Source organism: Staphylococcus sp. GDY8P120P, from assembly GCF_017892065.1.
Lineage (GTDB): Bacteria > Bacillota > Bacilli > Staphylococcales > Staphylococcaceae > Staphylococcus > Staphylococcus nepalensis.
This window is the reverse complement of record NZ_JAESKI010000002.1, coordinates 156,570-181,704: the sequence shown is the minus strand read 5'-3', so window position 1 is coordinate 181,704 and position 25,135 is coordinate 156,570. Positions and strand designations below refer to the sequence as shown.

23 protein-coding genes are annotated in these 25,135 nt (G+C 32.3%); 11 read left to right on the top strand and 12 right to left on the bottom strand.

The genetic code is table 11. The features are described 5' to 3' along the window. Window positions 1-185: 185 nt before the first annotated feature. The 4 genes from gdpS to pepT all read left to right on the top strand — a co-directional run bounded on the left by gdpS (window position 186) and on the right by pepT (window position 4,179). Window positions 186-1,256, top strand: coding sequence for a GGDEF domain-containing protein GdpS (gene gdpS, locus KA900_RS01200; RefSeq protein ID WP_096810688.1), 1,071 nt, complete (start codon window positions 186-188; stop codon window positions 1,254-1,256). A 402-nt stretch (window positions 1,257-1,658) separates the two neighbouring features. After that, window positions 1,659-2,420: a threonine/serine exporter family protein gene (locus tag KA900_RS01195; protein WP_096810689.1), complete on the top strand. Its 762-nt coding sequence runs from the start codon at window positions 1,659-1,661 to the stop codon at window positions 2,418-2,420. Between the two features lie 13 nt (window positions 2,421-2,433). After that, window positions 2,434-2,934, top strand: coding sequence for a threonine/serine exporter family protein (locus KA900_RS01190; protein ID WP_096810690.1), 501 nt, complete (start codon window positions 2,434-2,436; stop codon window positions 2,932-2,934). Between the two features lie 12 nt (window positions 2,935-2,946). Then, the gene (gene pepT / locus KA900_RS01185; RefSeq protein ID WP_103373377.1) at window positions 2,947-4,179 is read left to right on the top strand and encodes a peptidase T; all 1,233 of its coding nucleotides are present in this window, start codon (window positions 2,947-2,949) and stop codon (window positions 4,177-4,179) included. Window positions 4,180-4,524: 345 nt separating this feature from the next. On the opposite strand, the gene KA900_RS01180 is transcribed toward pepT, so the two are convergent. The 4 genes from KA900_RS01180 to KA900_RS01165 form a co-directional block, all read right to left on the bottom strand. Then, window positions 4,525-4,665 (bottom strand): hypothetical protein, encoded by a 141-nt coding sequence (locus tag KA900_RS01180; protein WP_157772556.1) that lies wholly within the window; start codon window positions 4,663-4,665, stop codon window positions 4,525-4,527. Between the two features lie 619 nt (window positions 4,666-5,284). Next, a complete protein-coding gene (locus tag KA900_RS01175; RefSeq protein WP_119487896.1) occupies window positions 5,285-6,409 on the bottom strand; it encodes a glycerate kinase in 1,125 nt (374 codons plus the stop codon). A 617-nt stretch (window positions 6,410-7,026) separates the two neighbouring features. Continuing rightward, a complete protein-coding gene (gene ytxJ, locus KA900_RS01170) occupies window positions 7,027-7,347 on the bottom strand; it encodes a bacillithiol system redox-active protein YtxJ (RefSeq protein WP_096810693.1) in 321 nt (106 codons plus the stop codon). 150 nt (window positions 7,348-7,497) lie between these two features. Next, window positions 7,498-8,388, bottom strand: coding sequence for an EMYY motif lipoprotein (locus tag KA900_RS01165; protein WP_103373376.1), 891 nt, complete (start codon window positions 8,386-8,388; stop codon window positions 7,498-7,500). Window positions 8,389-8,515: 127 nt separating this feature from the next. Here KA900_RS01165 and KA900_RS01160 point away from each other — a divergent pair, with 127 nt between their 5' ends. The 3 genes from KA900_RS01160 (at window position 8,516) to KA900_RS01150 (ending at window position 10,448) form a co-directional block, all read left to right on the top strand. Further along, window positions 8,516-8,905 carry a GrpB family protein gene (locus KA900_RS01160; RefSeq protein ID WP_170006914.1) on the top strand — a complete coding sequence of 130 codons (390 nt, stop codon included), beginning with the start codon at window positions 8,516-8,518 and terminating at the stop codon, window positions 8,903-8,905. Between the two features lie 291 nt (window positions 8,906-9,196). Continuing rightward, entirely contained in the window at window positions 9,197-10,117 is a 921-nt protein-coding gene (murB, locus tag KA900_RS01155; RefSeq protein WP_103373375.1) for a UDP-N-acetylmuramate dehydrogenase, read from the top strand. A gap of 16 nt (window positions 10,118-10,133) precedes the next feature. Further along, complete coding sequence (locus tag KA900_RS01150) at window positions 10,134-10,448, top strand: CHY zinc finger protein (protein WP_096811237.1); 315 nt, start codon at window positions 10,134-10,136, stop codon at window positions 10,446-10,448. Window positions 10,449-10,713: 265 nt separating this feature from the next. Here KA900_RS01150 and KA900_RS01145 read toward each other — a convergent pair whose 3' ends face one another. The 8 genes from KA900_RS01145 to nrdI all read right to left on the bottom strand — a co-directional run bounded on the left by KA900_RS01145 (window position 10,714) and on the right by nrdI (window position 19,195). Then, window positions 10,714-11,037 (bottom strand): PH domain-containing protein, encoded by a 324-nt coding sequence (locus KA900_RS01145; RefSeq protein ID WP_096810696.1) that lies wholly within the window; start codon window positions 11,035-11,037, stop codon window positions 10,714-10,716. 375 nt (window positions 11,038-11,412) lie between these two features. Continuing rightward, window positions 11,413-12,462, bottom strand: coding sequence for a ferrated catecholamine ABC transporter substrate-binding lipoprotein SstD (locus KA900_RS01140; protein WP_096810697.1), 1,050 nt, complete (start codon window positions 12,460-12,462; stop codon window positions 11,413-11,415). Window positions 12,463-12,570: 108 nt separating this feature from the next. Next, window positions 12,571-13,371 (bottom strand): iron ABC transporter ATP-binding protein, encoded by an 801-nt coding sequence (locus KA900_RS01135; RefSeq protein WP_096810698.1) that lies wholly within the window; start codon window positions 13,369-13,371, stop codon window positions 12,571-12,573. Further along, complete coding sequence (locus KA900_RS01130; protein WP_096810699.1) at window positions 13,368-14,327, bottom strand: iron chelate uptake ABC transporter family permease subunit; 960 nt, start codon at window positions 14,325-14,327, stop codon at window positions 13,368-13,370. Before KA900_RS01130 ends, KA900_RS01135 begins: the two co-directional genes overlap by 4 nt. Beyond that, the gene (locus tag KA900_RS01125; RefSeq protein WP_096810700.1) at window positions 14,317-15,285 is read right to left on the bottom strand and encodes an ABC transporter permease; all 969 of its coding nucleotides are present in this window, start codon (window positions 15,283-15,285) and stop codon (window positions 14,317-14,319) included. The genes KA900_RS01130 and KA900_RS01125 overlap by 11 nt, the downstream gene beginning before the upstream one ends. Before the next feature lie 237 nt (window positions 15,286-15,522). Then, window positions 15,523-16,491: a class 1b ribonucleoside-diphosphate reductase subunit beta gene (gene nrdF, locus KA900_RS01120; protein WP_096810701.1), complete on the bottom strand. Its 969-nt coding sequence runs from the start codon at window positions 16,489-16,491 to the stop codon at window positions 15,523-15,525. A gap of 237 nt (window positions 16,492-16,728) precedes the next feature. Continuing rightward, window positions 16,729-18,834: a class 1b ribonucleoside-diphosphate reductase subunit alpha gene (gene nrdE, locus KA900_RS01115; protein WP_103373371.1), complete on the bottom strand. Its 2,106-nt coding sequence runs from the start codon at window positions 18,832-18,834 to the stop codon at window positions 16,729-16,731. Then, the gene (nrdI, locus tag KA900_RS01110) at window positions 18,797-19,195 is read right to left on the bottom strand and encodes a class Ib ribonucleoside-diphosphate reductase assembly flavoprotein NrdI (protein ID WP_096810703.1); all 399 of its coding nucleotides are present in this window, start codon (window positions 19,193-19,195) and stop codon (window positions 18,797-18,799) included. The genes nrdE and nrdI overlap by 38 nt, the downstream gene beginning before the upstream one ends. A gap of 704 nt (window positions 19,196-19,899) precedes the next feature. Here nrdI and KA900_RS01105 point away from each other — a divergent pair. The 4 genes from KA900_RS01105 (at window position 19,900) to KA900_RS01090 (ending at window position 25,041) form a co-directional block, all read left to right on the top strand. Further along, window positions 19,900-20,787, top strand: a complete 888-nt coding sequence (locus KA900_RS01105; protein ID WP_096810704.1) for a DMT family transporter — start codon at window positions 19,900-19,902, stop codon at window positions 20,785-20,787. Window positions 20,788-20,800: 13 nt separating this feature from the next. After that, on the top strand, window positions 20,801-21,301 hold the full coding sequence (gene queF / locus KA900_RS01100) for a preQ(1) synthase (protein ID WP_096810705.1): 501 nt from the start codon (window positions 20,801-20,803) through the stop codon (window positions 21,299-21,301). Window positions 21,302-21,717: 416 nt separating this feature from the next. Further along, a complete protein-coding gene (locus tag KA900_RS01095; protein ID WP_096810706.1) occupies window positions 21,718-23,232 on the top strand; it encodes a peptide MFS transporter in 1,515 nt (504 codons plus the stop codon). A 300-nt stretch (window positions 23,233-23,532) separates the two neighbouring features. Beyond that, complete coding sequence (locus tag KA900_RS01090) at window positions 23,533-25,041, top strand: peptide MFS transporter (RefSeq protein ID WP_096810707.1); 1,509 nt, start codon at window positions 23,533-23,535, stop codon at window positions 25,039-25,041. Window positions 25,042-25,135 lie beyond the last annotated feature (94 nt).

Below are 25,135 nucleotides of genomic sequence, written 5' to 3'. Positions count from 1 at the left end.
TAGAGCAAAATAACTCGTAACTTAGTATTTTTATAGAATAATCAAATTATTTATTTTATAATCACTCAAATTAACATTTTAACATGAATTTTAAACAAATGTTATTAATATCTATATATCAATGATGACAAAATGTAACTTTTCACTTACAATAACTAAGTGTTTATTTAAAGGAGCGTAAGGAAATGTTTGAAGCTATTATTTACAATATTGCGGTTACTGTCGCAGGCATCTATTTATTCCATCGTTTACAGTACTCAGAAAATAAAAACATGGTATTTTCAAAAGAATATGTCACAATTTTAATGACAATTGTAGCGTTGTTATTAACCATAAAACCAATACCTATTTTCCATGAATATGTACTTTACTTATCTTTTGTTCCTATTCTATTTTTAGGTAGATATACAAACATGGTTTATACAGTGCTAGCAGCATTTATAGTTTCTCTCGTCAACGTATTAATTGGTGATTATACCATCATTAGCGCAATGATACTCATTGTTATTGCTATAATTGTAGGCGCAGTCGGACCATTTTTAAAACAAAATGATATTATCTCGTTACAGATTCTCAACTTAATTACGTTAGTTATCTTTATCATCTTGTCATTTATCAGTCCTTATTATGAATTTAAAGAAGTATTATATTTAATTCCATTATCTTTCATCTTAACTATCACTTCTTCGATTACGTTCGTGGACATTTGGCATTTCTTCTCATTAGTAAATCGATACGAAAACGAAGATAGATTTGATTATCTAACGGGGTTAGGCAACGTCAAAGAATTCGATAGACATTTAAACGAAACGACGCGTATTGCTGAGAAAAATGGTGAAAGTTTAGGTTTATTACTTATTGACATAGATGGATTTAAAGACGTGAACGACACGTACTCACATGATTCTGGCGACGCAGTGTTAAGACAAATCGCCCAATTGTTAAAAAATTACGTCCCACAACAGTTTAGTATCTATCGTAACGGGGGCGAAGAGTTTTCTGTAGTTTTATATGACTATACATTAGATCAATGTGTAAAATTGAGCGAAAGCATCCGTAAAGGGGTTGAACAATCAACGTTCCACTTGCCAAATAAAGAAGTTATTAAATTATCTGTTTCTATCGGTGTCGGTTATCTAACCAAAGATGATTATAAATCTCAACGTACAGTCTTTAAAGTCGCGGATGATATGTTACACATGGCTAAAAATGAAGGCCGCAACCAAGTTATGTTCAACCCTATTGTTAAGCTATAACGCTCGAATAATATAATGATAAAAGGCATTGAATTTTGTTGGATTATTAAAATGAACGATTTGTTTTAAATTGATCGTGCTAGGAATAAGACAGAAATTACATTTTCATTCCAGCCATCCCTATCCCTTACTTGTACTATATCTGGCCGAAACATCTTTATGTTTCGGCCCTTTTTGTGTTATATAATGAAAATATCAATGAATGCTATTTAAAACAATAGTCTTCTTGGGCACATATGCTTTTAAAATCAAATGTAAAACATATCATTTCTAAATTTAAGTTTGTTACAATATAGAAGGTAATTATAAAAACCATCTATACAGATGAAACACGAATGAAAGTTGCATGCGTATATTGTAAACTTTTTATTCATTTATGAACTACTTAGGAGGTGCAAAGCTATGACCGATTCAATCACTATCATCGATGAAGATAAAGTAATTGATGTTGTACTCATTGCAGGCAGAATTTTGCTTGAAAGTGGTGCAGAAACTTATCGTGTAGAAGATACGATGACACGAATTGCCGCTAGTTTCGGTTTGGATGATACATATAGTTTCGTGACATCTACTGCGATTATATTTTCACTTAATAATCGCACGAACACTAGATTAATACGTATACGTGAGCGGACTACTGATTTAGAAAAAATTGCATTAACTAATAGCTTATCTCGAAAAATTTCAAGTAATCAATTGAGTATAGATGAAGCAAAATCAGAACTTATTCACCTACACCACGCGTCATTACAATTTTCATCTGTCACTAAATTCTTTGCAGCTGCTATTGCATGTGGATTTTTCTTATTTATGTTCGGTGGCGTTATAAATGATTTCTTTTTTGCTATACTTGCAGGAGCTGGCGCATTTTTAACATTTGATTTTGTGCAGCGCTATATTCAAATAAAATTCTTTTCAGAATTTATCAGTGCTGCCGTTGTTATTATGATAGCGGCCACATTTTCAAAATTTGGCCTAACAGAAAACCAAGATATTATCACCATAGCCGGCGTTATGCCTCTTGTACCTGGTATTTTAATTACAAACGCAATTCGAGATCTCATGGCGGGGGAATTACTTGCTGGCATGTCACGTGGTGTAGAAGCAGCACTAACATCATTTGCTATTGGTGCTGGCGTTGCAATCGTTTTATTAATATTTTAAAAGGGGTGCTTGTATGGTCATTGGCTACTATGTTTTACAATTTATAATTAGTTATCTAGCAACGATGCTATTTTCTGTTATTTTTAATGCACCCCGACGTCTCCTTTTAGCTTGTGGTTTCGTTGGCGCTATGGGGTGGATTATTTATAAAGTGACATTTGATTTAGAATTAGGTAAAGTAATGGCCTCATTTTTAGGTAGTTTTATTTTAGCTATTATGAGTCACACGATGAGTAGACGTTATAAACGGCCCGTCATTATTTTTATCGTGCCTGGGATTATTCCACTTGTTCCTGGTGGACTTGCATATGAAGCTACACGTTTCTTAGTGAGTAACCAATATACCCATGCTGTAAATACTTTTCTTGAGGTAACACTGATTTCAGGCGCCATTGCTTTTGGTATTTTATGCGCCGAGATTATATACTACATCTATACGCGTATTAAACAGCATTACGGTAAAATGCATGGTAAAATATATAAGAAGTCGTATAATATGAATAACAGAGCATAAGGGGTGTTTTTAATGAAAAACGATATTATAGATAGGCTTACAAGATATGTAAAAATTGATACACAATCTGATCCACAATCTAATTCAACACCTTCCACTCAAAAACAGTGGGATTTATTGAATTTATTAAATGATGAAATCACAGACTTAGGGTTAGAAACAGATATGGATGAAAATGGTTATTTATTTGCAACATTAGAAAGTAATGTTGACCAAGAACTTCCTACTGTAGGATTTTTAGCACATGTTGATACTTCTCCAGATTTCAACGCTACAAACGTTAATCCACAAATTATTGAAAGTTACGACGGGCAACCCATAAAACTTGGAGAAACAAATCGTACTTTAAGTCAGGATGTATTCCCTGCTATGAAAGAAGTAGAGGGACACACATTAATGGTTACTGATGGTACATCATTGTTAGGTGCAGATGATAAAGCTGGCGTAGTTGAAATTATGGAGGCTTTAAAATACTTAACGATGCATCCAGAAATCAAACATGGTCGAATTAGAGTAGCTTTTACACCTGATGAAGAGATTGGTAAAGGTCCACATGCCTTTGATGTCGAACGTTTCAATGCTGATTTTGCCTATACAATGGATGGCAGCCAATTTGGAGAATTACAATACGAAAGCTTCAATGCTGCAGAAGCGATTGTCACTTGTCATGGTGTCAACGTTCATCCAGGTTCTGCCAAAGATGCAATGGTTAACGCTGTGCTTTTAGGTCAACAATTCAATACGCTATTACCACAAAATGAAGTTCCTGAGCGTACCGAAGGCTATGAAGGTTTCTATCACTTAATGAAGTTTGATGGTGATGTTGAACAAGCAAAACTTTACTACATTATTCGTGACCATGATAGCGTTAAATTTGATTTACGTAAAAAACGTTTAGTGGAAATTCAAAATGATATCAACAGTCACTTTGAAGATGAACCAATTGAAATTGAAATGAACGATCAATATTACAATATGGGCGAAAAAATTAAGCCAAATCCACACGTCATAGATATTCCTAAACGTGTCTTTAGTAAATTAGGCATTCCAGCTAATACCGAGCCTATTCGTGGAGGTACAGACGGATCCCAATTATCATTTATGGGACTTCCAACACCAAATATCTTCACTGGCTGTGATAATTTCCATGGTCCTTTCGAATATGCTTCAATCGACGTCATGGAAAAAGCAGTTCGCGTTATTATTGGTATAGCACAAGAAGTCGTACAAACTTATGAGAAATAACGAGTGGGATAAAATCTATATTTCTATGGTATGATTTTATTGGTCCCTTTCAGTAAGAATGAATAGAAAAAAGAGTACAATTAAATAATTAAAGTTGTTAACTAGGCTGACTTCCTACCATTCGGTACGTAGTCAGCCATTTTTAATGAAATTAAATAAAAAGTGATGTTAACCAAATGTCAGTTTATGAATTCAATCTAAAACTGGTTGATTTATATGAAGTGTTTGATTTTGAAAGCGCCCCACCATTCTAATACTCTCATTGAGTAACTTTTTTACTTTATGACTAGAAAACACAGTTCGTGTATAAGCGTATAGCATAATTTTCAGCATGATTTTTGAATGTTAAACAGATGCCTCACGATGATGTTGCAATTTGTCGAATTCGTTTTCAAGTGTTGCTTCAATAATGTTATTTACATAGCGTGGTATATCTTTAGTAGAAGTTAAAATTGAAGTTTCCAGTGTTAATGTAAATTGAGTCATGTTATGACTATTATACGTACCGCGCTTCGCTAATTTAGTTTAGTGATGTTTATTAAATTATACAAAGTATCTTATTTTTGTAATAAAAAATCTGTGATAATGATATGTAGTTTAAAAAATCGTTTCGGTTGTGAAGCACCTGCAGGAAGGCCGTGTCCTAAAGGAGCAAAATAATATGAAGGGACATAAAACAAGCCCCAAAAATTCCTTGTGTTAGAAATATTTTGGGGCTGAATGATGAGATTGATGTCTCAACTTCTAGCATATCTATACTACATTATTTATTAAACACGCTATAAAAGCGTGGCGCGCAGTTGTACAAAATAAATAAGGTGTTATAGATTATAACTTTATCATCGTGTGTAACTTATGATTTTTCAAAATTTGAATGTTATAACGCTTCTACTAAATAATATTTAAGCCAAAACTAATTTAAAACATAATCCTTTTCTGACCATATGAACCCTTTTTCAATAGGTTTGAAAGCAACTTGACGAGTAATCCTAATAGTTCTTCTAACCATTCAAAAAATTGGTTGACTTATCATTTTAAATTTTTAATCATACTTGTTCGTCTCACTCATCTATATGGCTATTATCAGTGATAGCCTCTTAAGCTATTATTGGTTTACATCAAATTGCGTTTTTAATAGCTTAATCGCTTGAATCGTATAATGTCTAATTTGAATACCCATTTTAAAATCTGTAAATGTTTCTGGCATTTCAATAAACGTGTTAAACATTGCTGTCACGCCCATTGATTCAAATAAATCGAATTTATCATCTGTTGCACAAATTGCTATTGAAGGTTTTTCATGTTTCGTAGCCAGTTCTGCTAAACGCACTGTTGTCGTTTCTAAAATTTGATCAGCTTCATTCACACCTTCACCAAATATAATTAAATCCGCTTGTTGTATTAAAGTGTCCAAATGCGTTATTTGGTCTACTAATTCATGACTTGTCATAATTTCAGCACCATATAGTCCATTGAATACTGCAGCGATACCGCCGCCAGCTCCACCTCTTTGAACGGGACCTAACGCGATTTTCAGCTCTGCTTTAAATATCTCGCTTAAATACCAAACTAAATTATCAATTTCAGCAGCTTCTTGATGTGTAACATGATATGTTTCATACGTTTGCATAATTTCACTGTTTTTACCATATAATTTACTATCAAAATCTGACATTAGTTGAATGCGCATATCTTTCAACTTAGGGTTGATTTGAGACATATCAACACGACGAATATATTTTAAAACTTGACTACCTTGCGTAACATCAACCACTTCAGCTTCATCATCAAAGAACCTAACACCTAGTGCTTGTAGCATACCAGCTCCACCATCAAAGCTACCAATACCTCCAAGAGAAATGATTAAATGCTCAGCGCCGTTATCAATAGCATCTTCGATTACTTCACCCAGACCAAAACTTGTTCGTTCTTTTATAGGTTTTTGTCCTTTTAAAAACAAATTGCCTTCAATAATCGTCATTCCATTATCTGTAATGCCATAGACAGCTTCTACTTCATTCATATCTGCATCATGTGCAGCCACTCTATATTTCCTCCCAGATTGCCATAAAAAAACTGAATCCATAAGCTCATGTCGACCATTAAATAAAGGTACTTGTACAATGTCAGCTTTCTCTATTTGACTAGCTACTGCTTCCTCCACATAACGATTAGCTTGATAGCTAGATATAATACCATTAAATTCATCCATTGCCACTAATACTTTCATTTTGTCACCTCTAATATTAATATACATCGTTAACTGTATTTTATTTTAATATAATGTATTTAGACTTTATGTAGTATAATTAACTAAATCTTACTTTTATCATTATATTGTTGAATTTCAAATACTTGGTACATTTTAATCCAATTTTTATTATTTTACGCTTCAAAGTTAGATAGATTTTCAATCAGGCTAGACTATAGCCTTTTTTTGAAAACACTCTCTTTCATCCATGTGCATTTTTTATAAAAAATACGCACCTCATTATTCTAATCGTAGGGATTCGAGATAACATCTAAACCACACCATATCAGTAGTTGATATGATGAAAATTACTCAAAACATGCAATTGATTTTATCAAACTATTCTCCACACAACTTATAAACCATCACGATTTCTAGTATGGTTTTAGGCATAGCGAGTGTATATGATATATTACATGTTTATTTAGTAAAATAATCATATATAAAATTGAACGCACTGTTCCTAAACTTTTTTACTAATTCAACTACTTATTATACATGTCCTAAGACTTTTTTTCACATTATAAGAAACGCTTGTTAAACTTCTCAATGTTAATTAGAGTCCAACAAGCGTTTCATTTTAACGTATTTATTTTTTATTCTTCAGCATCTGCTAAAGATTTGACATTAATATGATCGTGATCAGCATTCCAAATCGCTTGTCCCTTCACAAAATAAAATGCTTGTGGCGATTCATGCTTCACTTTTGTTTTTTCTTCAATGTAATCTGATAAATCTCTTTCTTGTTGTACAATTAAATAATAGCCATCCATATCTCTTTCATATAAAAATTTGTTGAATTGATCCATCGCGTTTGCTGAAATCGGGCATGTTTCACTATGTTTCAACACAAACACATAATTATTTTCTTTTAAAACTTGCTCAAACTGGTCAATCGAACTCAGCTTTATAGCCATTCTATTCACCTCTAAAAATATTTAACACACCATATCGTTTCTAAAAGTGTGAAATTCCAACGATATTCACATATCATTGTTTCCAATTATACACAAATACCTTTTTATTGTTAACAGTTTATTCTAAATCTTATGACTTAACTAGATCATTTATTTTTGATATTTATCTTTTATATCGGCATATTTCTCATTAAACTTCTTATCATATGGCTCCAAATCTTTGCTTTCTTGAGGTAATTTATTGATGTCGATTTTAGCCAATGATTCACCAATTTCAATTGTCTCTTCTCTAGTTTCATAATAATTTTGTAGACTATAGTACATTTCAATCGTATTTTTACGTGCATCGTTGACATAGCCATCTGTAATCTCTGCCTTGTTTAAATCTTTAATTTGTTTATTTATGAGCGGCATAATTTGTGTCTCTATTGTTTTCTTTTCTGCTTTAGCATCCATCATATTGGATTGTTTTTCTGCAGTAAGTTTCAAATCTCTATTATTCTGTTCTAATTTATGTTTAAAATCTTTTACATTTTCACCAGCATTATTAGCTTTTTCCATATTATCTTCTACTTGTGATCTGTTTTTCTCAAAGAGTTTTGTATAATCTAATATATCTTCATTCGCTTTAACTGATTGATTATATAAATCTACAAAGTTTTTAACTTCATTAATTGCGTCTTTTTTCTTTTTAACCGCTTCTAAGTATTCAGCTTTTAATTCTTTAGTTTCTTCTGATTCTGCTGGTAACTTTTTAGCAGCTTTATCATAAGCCTCAAGTTTAGGCATTAACTTGCTATTTAACTTGTTTTGTAATTGATTGAATTCTTTTTTGTTTTTATCCGTCATATCTGTTTTACTTAAATCATCGATATAGCTCAAATCAATTGAATCCATTGTTTTATTGAACGCTTTTTCTTTGTTATTCACATCGCTTAGCGTGCTATCAAAATCTTTAAATTCATTTGCACCTTCGCGTCCGCAAGCTACAAGTACTACAGAAACACACACTAATAAAATAAAGCATATTATTTTTTTCATTTCTGCACTCCTTATCATTTTGTATTATACAGAAACTTATTTGACTTGAAAATAATATATGATATATTATTTCAGAATTTACAGTTTAACAATTAAATATTCATATTTAAAGGAGTGTTTTAATTCAATGCATTCTGACGTTCAACCTTTTATCAAAGACGATGTTCAGCAAAATTTTATAAAACAATATGAGGCGCTAAGCCATAAGTTATTTAATCTGTTAGATACGCCAATCCGATCAACGCATCACATAGGTGAGACGAGCCATTTCAATTATCCAACAGAGCCTATTTTAGATATTTTAGCCGGTGTCAATCATTTACATGACATTACTTCTTTAGGTGAAAAACGCTTGATTTATGAAGGGTTTTATAGGCTACATCATCCATATAATAAAAAAGTAATCATGGCTAAATTTAATAATTTAATTGACTTAAAACAAACCGTACGGTTACATATTATTCAAAAACACTCAAATCTTTATGATGATTATTTAAAAACAAATGATTTTCTATAAGCCAACCCATCTTTAGCAACACATTTTGGTGAACAAAAATATTCTTTAGCCAATGATGTATTACAAATACGTATTTATAAAAATCAAAACAAGCGCTTTTTAACCAATTGTTACGGCAGCTAAACAATGAATGACCTAGAAACCAAAAATAATTATTTATAACTTAAATCGTAAGTCAGCTTATTAACTTTCAAAATAAATATTTCAAATTATCCTTTATACTATTTAACAAATATGGTAAATCATTGGTATAATATATAAATGAATTCAACAGGAAAGGATGTTCTATAATTGCATAAAGATGACATCTTAAAAGAATTAGAATCGATTGTCCCAAAAGAAATTATAAAAGTAGATGAACCTCTAAAACGTTATACATATACAGAAACAGGAGGACAAGCTGACTATTATTTATCTCCAACTCAAAATGAACATGTTCAAGCCATAGTTCACTTTGCATACACAAATGATATTCCTATTACTTATTTAGGCAATGGATCAAATATCATTATACGTGAAGGTGGCATCAGAGGTATTGTAATTAGTTTGCTTCAGCTAGATTATATCGATGTATCTGACGATGCGATTATCTCAGGTAGTGGCGCTGCGATTATTGACGTATCCCGTACTGCACGCGATTATGCGCTCACTGGTTTAGAGTTTGCATGTGGTATTCCAGGCTCTATAGGCGGCGCTGTATTTATGAACGCAGGCGCATATGGCGGCGAAGTCAAGGATTGTATTGATTATGCACTATGTGTTAATAACAAAGGTGATTTAATTACACTTACCAATAAGGAACTTGAATTAGATTACCGAAATAGTATCGTTCAGAAAGCGCACTTAGTGGTATTAGAAGCTGCATTTACGTTAGCGCCTGGCGTTAAAAAAGAGATTCAAGCAAAAATGGACGATTTAACGGAAAGAAGAGAATCTAAACAACCTTTAGAATACCCATCTTGTGGCAGTGTCTTCCAACGACCACCAGGTCACTTTGCTGGGAAATTGATACAAGATTCAAATTTACAAGGCTATCGTATAGGTGGCGTTGAAGTATCAAAGAAACATGCTGGCTTTATGGTAAATGTGGGTAAGGGCACAGCAACTGACTATGAAGATTTAATTCACTACGTGCAAAAGACAGTTAAAGAAAAATTTGATGTTGAACTTCACCCTGAAGTAAGAATTATTGGTGAACATCCAACAGATTGATAGGAGCAGGTCAATGATACCCAAAATTTACGGTGCGACTATAGATAATGAAACTCGTTGTACACACTATCACACGCCTTTAGATATTATTGCTATCAAATTCAAGTGCTGTGATAAGTATTATCCATGCTACAAATGTCATAATGAAGATGTATCTCACGCGATAAAAAGATGGTCTGCTGATGAATTTGATACGAAGGCTATTTTATGTGGTGTATGCAAATACGAGATGACAATCAATGAATATATGCTTATTGAAGCGTGCCCAAACTGCGATGCGCATTTCAATAATCGATGTAAATACCATTACAGTACTTATTTTGAAATATAAATAATGACAAAATAAAAAATCTGGAACACAAATGAATGCCCCAGGTGTGCCCATGCTATCGTCAGATACAATTAGTAATTTGTATACAATCAAGCACTTGGGCTTTTGTATTCTGTTACTCGTTACCTTTTAATAATAGCGCAACAAGACCCAATTTAAAAATTAGGTTTCTGTCTGCGCTTTTTTATTTATTTTAAACTTTAAACATTTGGCTTTAAATGTTGCATAAACGATTTAATTTGCCTCAGATATTCTAGTCAAATATCTATTCTATTTTATCATTAACATATTGTACGAACGCCTCAGCATCGCCCTTTTGTATCGCTTTCATTGGCATAAGACCGATATTAAATGTGAAATGAATTTGGCCATCTTCATATGTAATATTTTCTACTTCATCATATCCAATATTTCTATAATAAAATTCTCCATTCATATCCACATTTAGAATAATTCGCTCATTGGTAGCTATAAATGCCCCTTCAAATTCAGAAGTACCTTGTACTGAGTATTCAATTGTACCTAACACGCTTGGCCCTTTCTTCTCTGTTGGAAACAAATCATTTGGGTTTACATTATCTAAAATCATTGACATCCTACCTTTCTCGTATTTTAATTCATTATACAAGTTTTCACATTATTTTATTATCGAACTGCTCAACTAGAAAGTTAGTAAAGCTATCAAATTTTCCAATAAGTATTTATGCTCTTAATTATTGAGAACGAATAATGAAACATTTAATATAAATGCTTTTTCTGACTTGGTTAACGCATACGCATATTATATGCAACTTAGAAGCTAATTTTGAGCCCATTTTGAATTTTTATGAACATATGCCAGCTATAACTTCATCCTCCCCCTTGTTAATGCGTAAAAAAGCAGCAGTGAAAAATCATATTTATCGATTCTTCACTGCTGCTTTTAAAAAGTCATACTTTAGACAGTCCCCACTTAATGTCTATTTTATTTTTTATCTAATGCTTTTTCTACTTCGTCAATTTGTTTGATTGCTGTAGTCGTTGAACCACTTGCAAAGTACCAAAGTTTTGGATCTAATTCATAAACTTTGTCATTTTTAATTGCATCAACGTTTTGAATAACATCGTTACTTAACGCTTGTTTAGCAGTTGACTTACCACCAATGGCTTGTCCACGGTCCATAGCAAAGATAATATTTGGATTTTTCTCTGAAATATATTCGTTTGTCACGTTTTGTCCATGTTTACTATTTTTGATATTGTCATCAGCTGCTGTGAAGCCCATTGTATCAAAAATCATTGCACCAAAACGTTCACCAGATCCAAATGTAGATAGTTCACCTTCATTAACTAATAAGAACATTGCTTTTTCGTCTTTTAAGTCTTTAGTTTTATCTTTGATGCTTGAAATTTTGTCATCTAATTTTTTATTTATAGATTTAACTTTATCTTCTTTTTGATAAATTTTACCTAATTTTTCAGCATTGTCTTTTAATGATTTCACTTCATCTTTATCGTCAGCGCCCATGTATACTACTTTTGCATCAGGAGCTGCTTTTTTAAATTCATCAAGATTTTTTTGATTTGCTGTACGTCCAGATATGAAGATAACTTCTGGTTTAGCTTCTGCAACTTTATCAAAATTAACTTCTTTCAGGCTACCAGTGTTTAAGTATTTTTCGTCTTTAAAATCACTTAAGAAATCAGGTAGTGATTTATTTCCTTCACCTTTAGGAACTGCTTTAACTTTATCTTCGACACCCAATTCTTTTAATGTATCTAATGTACCATAGTCAAATACAACTGCATTTTTAGGGTTTGTAGGTACTTCAACTGTTTCTTTAACTTCTTTAGCGTCACTACCGTCACGCTTTTCCCCACTCGCTTGATATTTATTTTCAATTTTTACAGTTTTATTTGAATCTTCATTATCTGATTTAGTATCTGATGATTTTTTATCATCTGATCCACCATTACTACATGCTACTAATAAAAACATTAATCCTACTACTAACAATAAAGCAAATTTTTTCATGTGCTTACTCCTCCTGAAATCCTAATGGTTTGTCCCTTTTATACACCTAAAAAGTTAAACAACGTTACAGGTGCATCACTCCTTTCAATGAATATATCTATTTGTACATCATACAGATTCTACTAACGATAATTCTTGGTCTGTTGTTAATTCATCGAAATAAATACAAATACGTTGGCCTCGAATTTGTTCGATTTGGACTTCCATTTCATATAATTCTCTCAATGTGTCGCATTGAATCACATCATCCTTAGTACTCGCTTTAATGACTTCGCCATCTTTGAGCGCAATGATATCGTCTGAATAACATGAGGCAAAGTTAATGTCATGTATTACTACAACAATAGTTTTATTCAGTGACTTCGCAAGTTGACGTAGCGTCTGCATAATTTGAACTGAATGTTTCATATCTAAATTGTTTAGCGGTTCGTCTAACAATATATAATCAGTATCTTGGGCTATGGTCATCGCAACATATGCACGTTGGCGTTGGCCTCCAGAAAGTGTTTTTAAATAGCGATGTCTGATTTCTTTAAGCTGTAACAATTCTAACGCGTATTCAACTTGTTCTTTATCCTCTTGTTTTAAATGTCCTTTTGAGTATGGAAAACGCCCAAAATTAACTAATTGTTCGACCGTAATATTCAATTCTGTATGGTTAGATTGTTTTAAAATAGATAGTTTTTTAGCTAATTCATTACTTTTATAATCTGAAATAGATTTATTCTCTATTTCTATACCACCATCTTCAAAATCTATAAGTCGCGTAATAGCTGAGAGCAGTGTACTCTTACCAGCCCCATTAGGCCCAATTATAGAGGTCAATCGACCTTTATTTATATCAACATTTATCTCTTTTAAAATCGCTTTATCTTGAATCGTTTTATTAAGACCTTGTACACTAATCAATTTGCATGTCTCCTTTTTATCAATAAATAGATAAAGTAAGAACCACCTACTAAATCAATAATAATACTTACTTGCGTTGTTGCTTCGAATAAATTTTCTACGACACCTTGTGCAATAAATAAACTTAACCAACTAATACAAATTGTTGCAGGCAGTATATATTTATGTTCATACGTTTTCATCAATTCATGTGCTAAGTTTACTGTTAATAAACCTAAAAATGTAATTGGCCCTACAAGCGCAGTAGAAATTGATACTAATATTGCCACAAGAATGAGCAATAGCCGTGTTAACCGCTTATAAGAAATGCCCAAATTAATAGCCTGGTCTTTACCTAATAAAAGCACATCTAGGTAAGGTATGGCTATCACTGTAATGAACACCAATATAATTAATATGATGCCGCATAATGTTACTAATTTACTATTAGAAGCATCAAAGTTTGCAAACATAGCACTTTGGACTGCTAGAAAATCTTCTGGGTTAATGATAAGCTCTAAAAATCCAGTAATGCTTCTAAAGAAAGTACCTAGAATGACACCGACTAGCAAAATAAAATAAACTGATACGTTTCCTATTCTAAAAATGCCTTGGAATAATAATAATGAAAAAGCAACCATAACAATTAATGTAATCGCAAAGCTCAAATACAAGTTAGTTACTAAAGCTGATTGAACACCAAATACAAAAACAATTAGAACTTTAACAAACATATATACTGCATCCAGCCCCATAATTGAAGGCGTTAACAGTCGGTTATTGGTAATTGCTTGAAAGATAACTACTGATGCAGCTATTGCCCCTCCAACTAACACCATAAGAATAAGTTTTCTTAATCGACTAGAAAATTGATATTGGAAAATATCAAAATCAATACCTATAACAAGATAGAGTCCAGCTGCTAACAGCGTTATTGCTATTAAAATAAATAATTTTGTCTTAGCGCTAATTTGCATAATCATGTCGTCCTTTCATCAGCAAAATCAAGAAAATAATAGTGCCAAATACACCTATCGTTAATCCGATGTTAATTTCGTACGGATATACTATAATTCTGCCGATTATATCTGAAAACATAACAAAAACAGCGCCTAACATGGCCGTATGAGGCAATGCGTTTTTCAAGTGGTCTCCTCTAAAAATTGACACAATATTCGGAACTATTAATCCTAAGAAAGGTAAAGTTCCAACAGTAACAACTACTAACGCAGTAATCGTTGCTGTGATAAATAAACCAATATTAATTATTTTTTCATAATTAACCCCTAAATTATTGCTAAAATCTTTCCCCATGCCAGCAATTGTAAAATGATTGGCAAATATGTATGTAAGAATTAGTAATGGGATGCTTAAGTATAATATTTCATATCTTCCACTGGTGATGATTGCAAAATTGCCATTTAACCAGTTTCCAATACTTTGAACTGTATTGGTTTTTAACGCTGTAAATGTTGAAAAACTAGACACAATACCACCGAGCATAATACCTAATAACGGAATAAAAATAACATCTGTAAAACGTATATATTGAACTAATTTCACAAATATAAATGTTCCACCAATACTTAAGATCACAGCGAATATTAATTTAATGATAATATTTTCTTGTGGAAAAAAAATCATTGATATCAATATGCCTAACTTAGCCCATTCGGTCGTTCCTGCAGTCGTAGGACTTACAAATTTATTTTGCATCATCTGTTGCATAATGAGACCCGAAAGTGCCAAAGTGCTTCCTGAAATTAATATACTAACTGTTCTAGGTATTCTACTAGATACAATGATATTAATTTGCTCTTGGGATAAATGAAAAATATCAGTAATCGACACCTTACTTACACCGATAAATAAAGAAAGGATAGTTAAGATGAATAAAATAATAGATAAGACCACACCATTTAATAAAAATTTCATAGTGAGTATATAATCCTTTCATAAACTTTTATATTTCATTGGCGATGATAATCATTATCAACGTTTATAATTAAATTTTATCATCTTTATATGTAAATTCAATAGCTACTACTGAGTTTGTACAAATAATTAGCTTAATAAATGAATAATCTGCAATAAAAACCCATCCAATCTATTAATAGCCAATAGAAAGGATGGGTTTTTTAATTATTATAATTATATTTATGTGACTTTCACTTAATCTTCAAATATGAAATCTTCGTCTTGTAGTGCTTCAACATTTAGCGCTAAAGTATATCCATCGCCTTTAACAGAGAAAAAATCATGGTTTTTTGTGGATGTATCTAAAGCATTTTCGATAATTGGGTTAAATTCTTTTTCTTCAAAATACGGATCAAATCCAAGGTTAGATAGTGCTTTATTACCATTATATCTCACATAATTCAGCACATCTTCAGTTAAACCAATATCATCATATAACGACTGAGTATAAGAAACTTCGTTTTTATATAATTCATCTAGTAGTTTGTACATTTCTTGATCAGCTTGTTGTTTTTCACTTTCAGATAATTCATTACGTAAACTTTGTGCATCCATACCAGTAAACACACCATGAATAGATTCATCTAATAAAATTTTACGAATGATTTCTCCTGACGTCGTCATTTTTCCTTGTCCAGCTAAATATAATGGATAATAGAAACCAGAATAGAATAAAAATGTTTCTAGAAAAACACTTGATACACGAGCGATGTATTGATCATAAATTGAGGCTTCTTTGCCCCAAAGTTTATGATAGTTATTTACAATTTTATCTGATTTAAATTTCAAGTGTGGTTCTTCTAACACCCATTTATCTAATAAATAATTAGTTTCGCTAGATGGTAATAATGTAGTAAAAATATGAGAATAACTTTTAGCATGAATTTGTTCCATCATTGCCATAAAAGAATACACAGCCTTTTTACGTAAATCTGTTGTATGTAACATGATTAAAGGCATACCATCATCTGCTTGATGTGTGTCTAAACCAGTTAAACCAGCTAATGCTTTTTTGAATGCATTTTTTTCTTCATCAGATAATGTCTTCCAACTTGCAATATCCTTTGATACTTTAAACTCAGTTTCTACCCACATTTGTGAAATATTTTGTCGCCAAAACATATTTGTCATATCTTCTTGAGTATTCCAATTGACTGCTTTCATTTAGATAATTCCCCTATCTAGTAAATATTTAATTAATAAGTGACTTACAGAAAACGGGGCAGAAATCTAGATTTAAATCTAGATTTCCTCCCCTTTGCAAAAAGAATAAATTTCGAAAAACTCGGTATATATTACTTTGAAATTCATTCTCTTAATACACTTTAACTTTACCTACTTAAAGCATATGCTATTTCCATTCTTATCAACGCTCGTTATCATTAATACAAAAGTTACATTTTATATTGAACAGCTCGTACATTCTTCAACACTTAATAATTTATTTCTAGTGTAATATAAAGATTTCAATCCTTTATGATGCGCATAAACGTATAATCTAGATAATTCACGTGTAGATATTTCTGAATTAACATAAAGAATTGTAGAAATGCCTTGATCCACATGTGTTTGAATCGTTGCAATTAAATCAATTAGCTTCATTTGATCAGTGTTAAATGCTGATTTATAGTACCACATTGTTTCTGGTGATAGGAATGGCATCGGATAAAATGTTTCCGCATTGCCATAAGTACGACGTTCAATTTGGTCTACAATAGGCATAACAGAGCTTGTAGCATTTTGCACATATGAAATACTTTGAGTCGGTGCAATCGCTAAACGATAAGCATGGAATAAACCGTGAGTTTCAACTTCTTTTTGCAATGCTTTCCAATCTTCAGGCGTTGGGATTTCTAAACCATCAAATAATTTACGTACTTTTTCGTATTTCGGTTCAAATGATTGCGAAGTATAAAATTCGAAATATTTTCCATTTGCATAATCTGACTTATCAAAGTCTTTAAACGTTTCCTGTCTTTCTTTTGCTATTTGCATTGATCTTTCAAGTGAATAGTAATTCATCATCATAAAGAATATATTAGCAAAATCTTTAGCTTCTTCCGACTCATAGCCAATTTTGTTTTTAGCAAGATAGCCATGTAAGTTCATAACACCTAAGCCGACTGAATGAAGCTCACTATTGGCTTTTCTAACGCCCGGCGCATTTTGTATATCAGCTTCGTCACTCACTACAGTCAACGCGTCCATGCCTGTATGCACTGAGTCTTTAAACTTCCCTGATTCCATAACGTTAACAATATTTAAAGAACCTAAGTTACATGAAATATCACGTTTAATTTCATCTTCCATACCATAGTCATTAATGATAGAAGTTTCTTGTAATTGGAAAATTTCAGTACATAAGTTGCTCATTTTAATTTGACCAATATTAGAGTTTGGGTGCACTTTATTAGCATTGTCTTTAAACATTAAATATGGATACCCAGATTGTAGTTGTGTTTGAGCAATCATATTTAACATTTCACGAGCATCTTTTTTCTTTTTATCAACATTTGGATTAGCAACTAAATCATCATAATATTCATCTAAATTAATATCATCTAGTGTAACACCGTACTCATTGTAAACTGTATGCGGCGCGAACATATGAAAATCTTTACCTTCTTTAGCTAAGTCAAAGAATTTTGAAGGTACGATTAATCCAGTAGAAATCGTTGATAAACGTAAGTCTTCATCTGCGTTCACTTTTTTAGTATCTAAAAATTCTTCAACATCGTAGTGGAAGATATTTAAATATACAGCACCCGCGCCGGGACGTTGGCCTAATTGATCTGCATAACTAAAGCCGCCTTCAAGAGATTTTGCAACTGGTAAGACACCTTTGGCTACGCCTTTAATGCCTTTAATCGCTTCACCTCTTGCACGTAATTTAGATAAGTTAATCGCAACGCCGCCACCAATTTTACTCAATTGTTTAGCTGTGGAATCGATAAAGTTAATTGAATTTAAACTATCATCTACTTCCAATAAGAAACATGATACGAGTTCACCACGACGCGCACGACCAGCATTTAAAAATGTAGGTGTTGCTGGTTGATAACGTTGTTCAATCATAGCTGAAATAAGTTGTCTAGCTGTAGGTTTATGTCCATTTGCTAAATAAAGCGCGACAATGACAACATGTTGCTTGTAATCTTCTAAGAATTGAGATTTGTCATTTGTTCTTAATGCATAATCTTTAAAGAATTTACTAGCTGACATATAGCTTGCAAAACGAAACGGAATACTTTTAGCATAATCTGTAATTTCCACCAAATCTGCTTCAGCGTATTTTTCGAAAACATCAAAATAAAAGTCATTATCTACAAGATAACGAAGGCGTTCAATTTCACTATCAAAATAAATCGTTTTATCTTGAATTTCTTCTAAATAAACTGCTAACGCTTCTTGATCTTTTTCTAAATTAAAGAAACCATTCTCTTTACGCTTTGTAACCTCATTATTTAATTCAATATGATTGTATTTCTTCTCGTCCATAATCTTCATTGAAATTACCCACCTTCTCTTTAAATTCATTTACATCATTTGCTGTACCTTGTACTTCAAACTTCAATAGCAATGGAACTTGATAGCGTTCCGAAATAGATCGTCCAGCTTTCGCGAAATTTTGTCCCCAGTTACGATTTCCGCTTGCTGCAACAGCTTTTAATAAATCTTCATTTACATCTAAAAATGATTGAACTGGTTGGGGCACTTCACCAAATCCTATTGTTCCAGTGACCAAAACGAATGGCTCCTCTATTCTCTCAGAACAATTATTCTGCGTGAGTTCCATAACGTCAGTTAGTTCAGTTCGTTTAATAAATCTACGCACGTTGCCGGAAAATGAAAAATATACCACTTTCATTGGATCACCTTCTTTCTAAATAGACATATGTAAAATGGAAAATCGAAAGGCTTTCGAGGTATAATATTAATATGTTTTAAATGATTGAAGTAACCACTATATATAGTAACTTTTAATTCTATTAAGTAGGTATGTAAAAACTCAACATTTAAGTATTAATGCCTTATTTGTCATTATTCAAAGCCTAAAACTGTGTGATTTTACTTTAAATTTGATTTATTATAAATAAATTGACTGTCTATTGAAACACAATATATAGTGTTTCGTCTCTAACAGTAATACTATATTATGTGTTTCATTATACATAACTCATCGACTGATTAAAAGCCTTTAATTTATGACAAAATGATGAAAAGAGAATGAAAATGGCACCAATTCAACCTTAAAATCATTTTTTCATTGTTCAAAAAATTTTTTATCATTTTTAGAGTCACAATGCTTGCTTTTTTCAATTCTTCTGTAGCCCTTGATGTACGCACGTTGATCCATTCAATGTGGTATATTGCGTTTTATATATTTTATTTTTTAATTGATGATACTTTTAAATAGCTTCGAGCTTTTTTCTCATTTCAACCTCAACAAAAAGAACGTTTGTTCGTATTAGTAGCGTATTATATTTTTTCTCTCGTTTCAAGCATATATACATAATCTAATTAACTATGCTAATATAGATACGTTAAATTATTAAAATTGAGGCGATATATGTGAATCCAAAAATGAAAGGTATTATTGCTATTCTAATTTCTGCAATTGGCTTTAGCTTTATGTCTGTTTTTTTTAGATTAGCTGGAGATCTCCCTGTCTTTCAGAAGTCATTGGCTAGAAATTTAGTTGCAATGTTTATACCTTTATATTTTATTTTTAAATACAAACAACCGCTTTTTGGTAAATTAAGTAGCCAACCATTATTAATTTCTCGTTCTGCACTAGGATTAATTGGCGTACTATTAAATATATATGCAATTGACCATATGATTTTAAGTGATGCAGATACTTTAATGAAATTAAATCCTTTTTGGACTATTCTACTTAGTTTAATTTTCTTAAATGAAAAAGTTCGAAACTATCAATTTATTGCAATGATTGTAGCCATTTTTGGTATGTTATTCGTTGTAAAACCAGAATTTTCTTCATCAATGATACCAGCTATTGGTGGGTTATTCTCAGGTATTTTTGCTGCAAGTGCTTATACGTGTGTTCGCGCATTAAGTAATAGAGAAGCACCTTATACAATTGTATTTTACTTTTCATTCTTTTCTATTATAGTGCTCATTCCATTTACAATGTTCACATTCGAACCAATGTCTACTATGCAAGTCATTTATTTGATAGGCGCTGGACTAGCGGCGGCAGCTGGCCAAATTGGTATTACCTTAGCATATAGTTTCGCGCCAGCTAAAGATATTTCAATATTTACGTATGCGTCTATTATCTTCACAGCATTATTTGGCTTTATTTTATTCGGAGAATCTCCAGATTTCTATGCCATTCTAGGTTACGCTATTATCATAGGTGCAAGTTATTACATGTTTGAAAAAGCAAGACGTCAACCATTAACAATTCAAAAAAAAGAACAAAAATCTAAATATTAAAGGAGCGCGTATTATGTCTGAAGGACGCAATCAAGAAGATTTAACTGATATTACTTTACTAGGAAACCAAAACAATAAATATGATTTCGATTATCGCCCAGATGTTTTAGAGTCTTTCGATAACAAGCATCAAGGCCGTGATTATTTTGTTAAATTTAATTGCCCTGAATTTACATCTTTATGCCCTATTACAGGTCAACCCGATTTTGCTACAATTTATATTTCTTATATACCAAACGTTAAAATGGTAGAATCTAAATCTTTAAAATTATATTTATTTAGCTTCAGAAATCATGGTGACTTTCATGAAGATTGTATGAATATTATTATGAATGACCTTATCGAGTTAATGGATCCGCATTATATTGAAGTTTGGGGTAAATTCACCCCTCGCGGTGGCATCTCTATTGATCCTTATACAAACTATGGTCGTCCTGACTCTAAATACGAAAAAATGGCTGAACATCGTTTGATGAATCACGATCTTTACCCAGAGAAAATAGATAACCGTTAAAATAATATGAATAAGTAAACAAAATTGAACTCATATTTTAAATTAGTTTCGAGAGATTATCGCGGCAGAGGTGGCTAAAAACAAAAAGTTAAGTTATGCCCTTACACACGCTTAGGCTCATGCATAAACACTACTAGCTCAGGAATCAGGAATCCAAGAACCAAGACTCTTGAGTAAAAAATAGTACGTTAAAAATAGTTTTTAGAAAAGATAGTTTACATTTTAATTTTAGTCATCTACTGACTATACAATATTTATGGCCGAGACATTATGATTTACGTCTCGGCTTATTTTTTTCATCTCAGTTCATTTAACTATCGAATTCCTTGAATATATTTTAATTTATTTCATATTATACTTGTTATTTGAATAAATACAGTATAGAATGTATCCAATCGTTAAAGGGGAGGGAAATTATGAAGAAAACTAATTATACGCACGAAGAAATTATGAAAGATATTCCAAACAAAGGTTTCTTCGGGCATCCAAAAGGGCTAAGCACTTTATTCTTCACTGAATTTTGGGAGAGATTCAGTTACTATGGTATGAAGGCCATTTTAATTTACTACTTATATTACACAGTAGCAGATGGCGGTTTTGCGTTACCACAAAGCGTTGCCATGCAAATTGTTGCAATATACGGTACGTTAATTTATATGTCAGGCATTATCGGGGGTTGGATTGCAGACCGAATTACTGGTACCCAAAATGCGGTCTTCTACGGTGGATTCCTCATCATGATTGGCCATATTTTACTGTCATTACCGAATAATTTAACAGTTGTACTTATCGCTTTAGGCGTAATTATTGCCGGCACCGGATTACTAAAACCAAATATTTCAACAACTGTCGGAGAATTGTATGAACGAAATGATGTTAGAAGAGACGCAGCGTTCACTTTATTTTATATGGGGATCAACTTTGGTAGTCTATTTGCGCCATTAATCACAGGCTATTTACAAACTAGAATCAGTTTCCATGCTGGTTTTTTAGCAGCAGCCATTGGTATGTTCTGTGGGTTAGTAGTTTACGCATTAAAACGTAAAAAATATCTAGGTCTTGCAGGTCGTAATGTACCAAAACCGTTAACTAAACCAGAAATCAAAAAATTCACCTTAATTACTACTGTGGTCATCGTATTGTTTTTAATCTATTTATTTATACTACATTTAAACGACGCACTTACATTAGGTAACTTTAGCTTCTTAATCACAATTTTAGGGATTGTGTTACCGATATACATATTTATCAATATGATTGTGAGTAAAGATGTTACGAAAGATGAACGTTCTCGTGTATACAGCTATGTACCATTATATATTACATCTGTTGCATTTTGGATGATTCAAGAACAAGGAGCGACGATACTTGCAACATTTGCTGATAAAAAAACACAATTAGAAATGTCAGTGTTAACCAATGGATTAATTGATTTTTCAATACCAGCTTCATGGGCGCAATCATTAAACCCAATTTTTATTGTGCTATTAGCACCAGTGTTTGCAACATTATGGATGAAGTTAGGTAAACGTAACCCACCTACAGTTCATAAATTTGCTTACGGTGCTATTATCGCTGGTTTTTCATATTTAATCATGATAATCCCGTTGGCAACGGGTAACGAGTTAGTCAATCCATTATGGCTCGTATTAAGTTTCTTATTAATTACCATCGGCGAATTATGCATATCACCTGTCGGTTTATCAACTACTACGAAACTTGCACCACTCACTTTTACTGCACGTATGATGAGCTTATGGATGTTAAGTAATGCCACAGCTCAAGGCCTTAACGCTCAACTTGTTGTTGTATACACAAAAATAAATCAAAGTGATTACTTTATGTACTCAGGTTTAGTTGCCGTAGTCATTGGTGTTATTCTGTTGTTCATTTCTCCAATAGTAAAACGCGCAATGAAAGGTGTTTACTAATTATTGGTATATAAAGTGTGGCGTCAAATTGAATATAGCGTTATATCATAAATTTCAATTCAAGCTTCAATAATAGGCAAAGCAAAAAAATCATTTTTGCTTTGCCTATTTTTTTGTAACTATACTATTTAATAACTTTAATTTATATGAATATAAATTTATTATTATATTCCCTACATAAATAACTGAATATTTTGAATATTGTTGTTTTGAGAATATTATTGCAATTTAATTTGATTAAGCGTAAAATCATTTTTATACATTCTTATTGGGAGCAAGAAAGGACGGGGAATGTTGCTTATGCAAAATCAAGATAAAGCCCATGAACAAGCTGTTCAATCTATTCCACAGAAAGGATTTTTTGGACACCCTAAAGGGCTAGGCGTTTTATTCTTTGTTGAATTTTGGGAGAGGTTCAGCTACTACGGTATGCGTGCCCTACTTATTTTCTATATGTATTTCGCTATTAAAGATGGCGGATTAGGTATGGACAAAGGCACTGCTCAGTCTATTATGGCTGTATATGGTGCGTTAATTTATATGACATCTGTGCTTGGCGGATGGATTTCCGATAGGATTACTGGTACACGTGCTGCAACGTTTTATGGTGGTGTGCTCATTATTATCGGTCATATTTTCTTAAGCTTACCTTTAGATATTGCTGGATTATTTATTTCTATGTTCTTCATTATCGTAGGTTCTGGTTTAATGAAACCAAGTATTTCCAATATTGTTGGCAGATTGTATCCAGATAGAGATACACGTATCGATGCTGGATTTGTTATATTCTATATGTCAGTGAACTTAGGTGCATTAATTTCACCAATTATCTTAGATCAATTCGTGCAAACTGGTAATTTCCATGGTGGTTTCTTAATCGCTGCAATTGGTATGGCACTTGGACTTGTTTGGTATATGTTTTTTAACAAAAAAAATATTGGGCCAATCGGTACAAAACCATCAAATCCATTAAGCAAAAGTGAGAAAAAGAAATATGGACTTTTATTTGCCGCTATCATCGTTATTATAGCAGTGGTGGTATTAATTACTGGATTAACAGGTACACTGTCATTTAGCTTAGTCAGTACAACTGTACTTATACTAGGTGTAGCGTTACCTATCATTTATTTCACAATTATGATTCGAAGCAAAGAAGTAACTGATGACGAGCGTTCAAGAGTTATTGCGTTTATACCTTTATTTATTCTTGGTGTTGTATTCTGGTCAATTCAAGAACAAGGCGCTAACGTACTTAACTTATTTGCTTTTGAAAGCAGTGATATGAAATTAAATATATTTGGATGGACAGCAGACTTTGGTCCTGCACTTTTCCAATCCATTAACCCATTATTTATCGTGTTGCTCGCGCCAGTTGTTTCACTCATATGGGCTAAAATGGCTCGACGCCAACCAAGTCTTGCAACAAAATTTGTTTTAGGTGCACTGTTAGCCGGCGCTTCTTACATAATGATTGGCTCTATCGGTCATGCTTCAGGCGGTGCATCGATCAGCGTTAACTGGGTTATTTTATCTTATATCATTTGTGTCATTGGTGAGCTATGTTTATCACCAACTGGTAACAGTGCAGCAGTAAAACTTGCACCAAAAGCTTTCAACACACAAATGATGAGCTTATGGTTATTAACTAATGCTTGTGCTCAAGCAATTAACGGAACTTTAGTTAAATTAATTGATCCCCTTGGTTACAAAAACTATTTCTTACTCTTAGGTTGCATCGCAATCGTAGTCAGCTTAATTATTTTAGCTTTTGTACCAAAAATTGTAAAAGGCATGCGTGGCATTAAATAATAAGTTCGAGGGAGCGGTACAAAAATCACTTTTTCCTAAAATGATTTTTGACCTGCTCCTTCTTTTTATATTTACATCTAGTAAATTTGGGGTA

Excerpts from the sequence above, each read along its gene's own strand:
- KA900_RS01180 (WP_157772556.1), bottom strand. The coding sequence starts at position 4,665 with ATGACTCAATTTACATTAACACTGGAAACTTCAATTTTAACTTCTACT.
- KA900_RS01145 (WP_096810696.1), bottom strand. The coding sequence starts at position 11,037 with ATGATTTTAGATAATGTAAACCCAAATGATTTGTTTCCAACAGAGAAG.
- KA900_RS01090 (WP_096810707.1), top strand. The coding sequence starts at position 23,533 with ATGCAAAATCAAGATAAAGCCCATGAACAAGCTGTTCAATCTATTCCA.
- KA900_RS01160 (WP_170006914.1), top strand. The coding sequence starts at position 8,516 with ATGCATTCTGACGTTCAACCTTTTATCAAAGACGATGTTCAGCAAAAT.
- pepT (WP_103373377.1), top strand. The coding sequence starts at position 2,947 with ATGAAAAACGATATTATAGATAGGCTTACAAGATATGTAAAAATTGAT.
- nrdI (WP_096810703.1), bottom strand. The coding sequence starts at position 19,195 with ATGAAAGTGGTATATTTTTCATTTTCCGGCAACGTGCGTAGATTTATT.
- KA900_RS01175 (WP_119487896.1), bottom strand. The coding sequence starts at position 6,409 with ATGAAAGTATTAGTGGCAATGGATGAATTTAATGGTATTATATCTAGC.
- ytxJ (WP_096810693.1), bottom strand. The coding sequence starts at position 7,347 with ATGGCTATAAAGCTGAGTTCGATTGACCAGTTTGAGCAAGTTTTAAAA.
- gdpS (WP_096810688.1), top strand. The coding sequence starts at position 186 with ATGTTTGAAGCTATTATTTACAATATTGCGGTTACTGTCGCAGGCATC.
- KA900_RS01165 (WP_103373376.1), bottom strand. The coding sequence starts at position 8,388 with ATGAAAAAAATAATATGCTTTATTTTATTAGTGTGTGTTTCTGTAGTA.
- queF (WP_096810705.1), top strand. The coding sequence starts at position 20,801 with ATGTCTGAAGGACGCAATCAAGAAGATTTAACTGATATTACTTTACTA.
- KA900_RS01140 (WP_096810697.1), bottom strand. The coding sequence starts at position 12,462 with ATGAAAAAATTTGCTTTATTGTTAGTAGTAGGATTAATGTTTTTATTA.
- nrdE (WP_103373371.1), bottom strand. The coding sequence starts at position 18,834 with ATGAAGATTATGGACGAGAAGAAATACAATCATATTGAATTAAATAAT.
- KA900_RS01095 (WP_096810706.1), top strand. The coding sequence starts at position 21,718 with ATGAAGAAAACTAATTATACGCACGAAGAAATTATGAAAGATATTCCA.
- KA900_RS01125 (WP_096810700.1), bottom strand. The coding sequence starts at position 15,285 with ATGAAATTTTTATTAAATGGTGTGGTCTTATCTATTATTTTATTCATC.
- KA900_RS01130 (WP_096810699.1), bottom strand. The coding sequence starts at position 14,327 with ATGCAAATTAGCGCTAAGACAAAATTATTTATTTTAATAGCAATAACG.
- KA900_RS01195 (WP_096810689.1), top strand. The coding sequence starts at position 1,659 with ATGACCGATTCAATCACTATCATCGATGAAGATAAAGTAATTGATGTT.
- nrdF (WP_096810701.1), bottom strand. The coding sequence starts at position 16,491 with ATGAAAGCAGTCAATTGGAATACTCAAGAAGATATGACAAATATGTTT.
- KA900_RS01190 (WP_096810690.1), top strand. The coding sequence starts at position 2,434 with ATGGTCATTGGCTACTATGTTTTACAATTTATAATTAGTTATCTAGCA.